We start from the raw sequence: 4,462 nt of genomic DNA on the forward strand, positions 1-4,462 counted from the left end.
CCGCCTGGGCCACCGCCCCCCCACCCCCCGCCGTATCAGGACCGGCGGGACTCAACAGGCCGTATCGGGTCACACCGAAGACGATGGAAACCACGCAGCGCGAGGGAACAGGAGGTCGAGATGGCCGTGAACGCAGGCGGAGACGCGCACCCGGGCAAAGGTGTCGGCACAGGCCCAAGCACCGGCACCGGCCCCGACGCCGCATCCCCAGCCGCCGCCCCGACCGGCCCCCCGCAGCAGGAACACGTCTCCGGCAACGTGCTGGTCTCCATAGGCGCCCTGCTGCTGGGCATGCTGCTGGCCGCGCTCGACCAGACGATCGTCTCGACCGCGCTGCCCACGATCGTCAGCGACCTCGGCGGCCTGGAGCACCTGTCCTGGGTGGTCACCGCGTACATGCTGGCGTCGACGGCGGCGACGCCGCTGTGGGGCAAGCTCGGCGACCAGTACGGCCGGAAAAAGCTGTTCCAGACGGCGATCGTGATCTTCCTGGTCGGTTCGGCGCTGTGCGGCATGGCGCAGAACATGCCGCAGCTGATCGCGTTCCGCTCGGTGCAGGGCGTGGGCGGCGGCGGCCTGATGGTGCTGTCGATGGCGATCGTCGGCGACCTCGTGCCGCCGCGCGAACGGGGCCGCTACCAGGGCCTGTTCGGCGCGGTGTTCGGCGCGACCAGCGTGCTCGGCCCGCTGCTGGGCGGGCTGTTCACGGAGCATCTGAGCTGGCGCTGGGTGTTCTACGTCAACCTGCCCGTCGGCGTGGTCGCGCTCGCCGTCATCGCGGCGGTGCTGCACATCCCGCGTACGTCGACCCGGCACATCATCGACTATCTCGGCACGTTCCTGATCGCGTCGGTGGCGACGTGCCTGGTGCTGGTGGCGTCGCTGGGCGGCACGTCCTGGGCGTGGGGGTCGGCGCAGATCGTCACGCTGGTGGTGCTGGGCGTGCTGCTCGCGGTGGCGTTCGTACTGGTGGAGCGGCGGGCGGCGGAGCCGGTGCTGCCGCTGAAGCTGTTCCGCATCCGCACGTTCACCCTGTCGGCGGTCATCAGCTTCGTCGTCGGGTTCGCGATGTTCGGCGCGATGACCTATCTGCCGACGTTCCTCCAGGTCGTACGCGGTGTGACGCCGACGATGTCGGGTGTGCACATGTTGCCGATGGTGTTCGGTCTGCTGCTCAGCTCGACGGTGTCCGGGCAGATCGTCAGCCGGACCGGCCGCTGGAAGGTGTTCCCGATCGCCGGCACGGCGGTGACAGCGGTCGGTCTGCTCCTGCTGCACCAGATGGACGAGAACAGCTCCACCGCCGAGACCAGCGTCTACTTCCTCGTGTTCGGTCTCGGCCTCGGCCTGGTGATGCAGGTCCTCGTCCTGATCGTGCAGAACGCCGTCTCGTACGAGGATCTCGGCGTCGCCACCTCCGGCGCCACGTTCTTCCGCTCCATCGGCGCCTCGTTCGGCGTCGCCGTCTTCGGCACGGTCTTCGCCAACCGGCTCGGCGACAAGCTCGCCGACGCCTTCCGGGACGTACCGCTGCCGCCGGGGGTGTCGGCGGACACGCTGGAGTCCGACCCGCGGGGGATCGCCGCGCTGCCGCCGCAGCTGCGGCCGGCGGCGCTGCACGCGTACGCGTCGGCCATCACCGATGTCTTCCTGTACGCCGCTCCGGTGGCCGCGGTCGCGTTCGTGCTGGCGTGGTTCCTGAAGGAGGACCGGCTGCGGGCCTCGGTCACGGCACCGGACGTCACGGAGACACTGGCCAGCAACCCGGTGGAGCGGTCGTCGTACGACGAGGTGTGCCGGGCGCTGTCCGTGCTCGGCACGCGGGAGGGCCGCCGCGAGATCTACCGGACGATCACCGAACGGGCCGGCTACGACCTGCTGCCCGCGGCGAGCTGGCTGCTGCTGCGCATCAAGAAGTACGGCGGTGTGGAGCCGGCCCGGCTCGCGGAGCAGGTGCCGTTGCCGCTGCACATCGTTCTGGAGGCGGCCCGGCAGATCGAGGAACGGCGCCTCGCCCGCCGCGAAGCCGTCGACCTGGTCCTCACCGACGAGGGCAGGGAGGTGGCGGACCGGCTGGCGCGGGCCCGCGAGGAGTCGCTGGCGGAACTGCTCGGCGACTGGTGGGGCGCGGACCGGCCGACGGACCTGACGCAGCTGGTGCACCTGCTCAACGAGGAGCTGTGCGGCTCCCGCAGGGAACACCCGCAGGAGACGAGGCCCCCGGCCCGCCTGCCGTGACCGTCTCTCGCGGGACACGCCCGCGCGCGCCCCGACCCGGCGCCGCGCCCCGGGACGTCACCGTGCCCGGCGCTCGCGCCACTGCCGTACGACCTCTTCGACGTCGTACGGCTTCATGCCCAGCGGGGGCCCGGGCGGCGGCTTGAACATCATGTCGCGGATCTTCACATTGACGTCGGCGATGATCTTCCGCGCGATGCGTTCCGAAGGCGCGGCGATCGCCGCCACGAGAGCGTCCTCGGCCTCCTTGCGCAGTTCCAGGGTGGGCGGCAGTACGGAGATGCCCTCACGGGTCAGCTTCCGCTTGATCCACCACTGCTCGTCGTACGCGGCCTCGACATCGTGGGGCAGGGGCTTGCCCGCACCCGGCAGCCGGTCGAACTCGCCGCGAGCCGCCGCGTCCCGTATCTGCTTGTCCGTCCAGGAGTCGAAGCTCATCCCCGGTGGCTTTCGCTCGCTCATGCGGCCATTGTGCCGGACGGGACGGGGCCGTGCGGCCTATCATTCGGCCGCGGAGATCCGGTCCGGGCGCCGCACCGGACGACACGTCACTTAGGGAGCGCACGTGCTCGAACTCACCATGGCCACCGTATCGGGGGAGGAAGCGGGGGCCACGGCAGGGATGCTCATGGCCGACGCGCCGAGCGAGCCCGGCGCCGTGCTGCGGGTGGGCCGCGACAAGGCGGTGTGCCGCCTGGTGACGCCCGAGGACTGGCTGTTCGTCTCCCGCGCCCACCTGGAGTTCGTGTGCGGGCCCGACGGCACCTGGCATCTGACCTGGCTGCGCGGCTCCCAGCCCGACCCGTCCTCCGAGGTACGGCTCGTCCTCGGCGAGTACGCGCAGCCGCTCGCGTACGGCGGCACGGTGCCGTTGCCGCGCGGAGGCTCCGGGGAGATCGTCATCCAGGACCGGACCGGCCCGCGCAGCGTGAACGTGGGCTTCTACCACGAGCTCTGACGCGCGGGACCGGGACGGGGCCGGTCAGGCGAGGACCCGGGCGAGGGCGAACCCGTCGTACCCCTTGCTGCCGACGGTCTGGATCGCCGTACCGCTCAGCCGCGGATGGGTGGCGATCAGCTCGATCGCGGCGCGGGTCCCCCGGATGTCGGGGTCGGTGCTGAGGTCGTCGATCACGCCGCCGCCACGGACGACGTTGTCGACGATGATCACACTGCCGGCGCGGGTCAGACGCAGCGCCCACTCGACGTAGTGGGCGTTGTTCGCCTTGTCGGCGTCGATGAACACGAGGTCGAACGGGGGCGGGTTCTCGTCGGCGAGCTTCGGCAGCGACTCCAGGGCGGGACCGACCCGCACCTCGACGACGCGGTCGAGGCCGGCGCGGGCGATGTTGCGGGCGGCGACGTCGGCGTGCCGGGCGTTGTACTCCAGCGAGACGAGGCGCCCGTCGGCGGGGAGGGCGCGGGCCAGCCAGATGGTGCTGTAGCCGCCGAGCGTGCCGATCTCCAGGATGGTCCGGGCGCCCTGCATCTCGGCCAGCAGCCGGAGCAGTTTGCCCTGCGTGGGGGTGACGTTGATGTGGGGCAGCTGGGCGGCCTCGCTGTCGCGGAGGGCGGCCTGGAGGGCGTCGTCCTCCGGGGCGAGGTGGCCGGCGAAGTAGAAGTCGACGTCGTCCCAGCGCTGTGAACTGCTCATGCCCACGGCCTGCCCTTCCTGCGTCGTGCCGGTGCGGGTCCAGGATTTCAGAGAAACGCCCACTTGGCCGTAGTTCACCCCGGGGTGTCCCCACGTCCCTTTTGCCACGGGGGTGCCGGTGACGCCCTTTGCGTGCAGTTCCCCGCGGCCCCTTTGCCACCGGCGTGCCGGTGACGCCGCTCTGCGCAGTTCCCCGCGTTCCCTTTGCCACCGGGGTGCCGGTGACGCCCTTGTGCGCAGTTCCCCGCGCCCCTTTTCACCGGGGTGCCGGTGACGCCGCTCCGCGCAGTTCCCCGCGCCCCTTTGTTTGGCGGGGCCATCGTTTCCACCTGTGGGCCGGTGGGGGGCGTTCGCGCAGTTCCCCGCGCCCCTTTGGGGGTGCCTGGGGCTTCGTTGTTCACCTGCGGGCCGGTGGGGGTGTTCGCGCAGTTCCCCGCGCCCCCGATGCCTGCGGCGGCCCGCTGGTGTGGGTGGGTGGTTGCGGTAGCGCCATCCGTCCGGTGGTGGGGTCGGGGCCGCGCCGGGGGGTGTCCGTCCTCGGTGCGACGCCCTGTCCCTCAGATCCTTGCC

Annotated in this window: 4 protein-coding genes; 2 read left to right on the forward strand and 2 right to left on the reverse strand. The window is 71.5% G+C overall.

Translation table 11 applies throughout. The annotated features are described in order from the left end of the window. The first annotated feature begins 120 nt into the window (after positions 1–120). Positions 121–2,238, forward strand: a complete 2,118-nt coding sequence (locus MTQ10_RS28290; protein WP_247473177.1) for an MDR family MFS transporter — start codon at positions 121–123, stop codon at positions 2,236–2,238. Between the two features lie 57 nt (positions 2,239–2,295). Here the strand turns inward: MTQ10_RS28290 and MTQ10_RS28295 are convergent, their stop codons facing one another. Beyond that, positions 2,296–2,700, reverse strand: coding sequence for a J-domain-containing protein (locus MTQ10_RS28295; protein ID WP_247473178.1), 405 nt, complete (start codon positions 2,698–2,700; stop codon positions 2,296–2,298). Positions 2,701–2,803: 103 nt separating this feature from the next. On the opposite strand from MTQ10_RS28295, the gene MTQ10_RS28300 reads away from it, so the two are divergent. Next, positions 2,804–3,196, forward strand: coding sequence for an FHA domain-containing protein (locus MTQ10_RS28300; RefSeq protein ID WP_247473179.1), 393 nt, complete (start codon positions 2,804–2,806; stop codon positions 3,194–3,196). A 24-nt stretch (positions 3,197–3,220) separates the two neighbouring features. Here MTQ10_RS28300 and MTQ10_RS28305 read toward each other — a convergent pair whose 3' ends face one another. Continuing rightward, positions 3,221–3,892, reverse strand: coding sequence for an O-methyltransferase (locus MTQ10_RS28305; RefSeq protein ID WP_247473180.1), 672 nt, complete (start codon positions 3,890–3,892; stop codon positions 3,221–3,223). Positions 3,893–4,462: the final 570 nt, after the last annotated feature.

The organism is Streptomyces sp. XM83C (assembly GCF_023072675.1).
Taxonomy (GTDB): Bacteria; Actinomycetota; Actinomycetes; order Streptomycetales; family Streptomycetaceae; genus Streptomyces; species Streptomyces thermocoprophilus.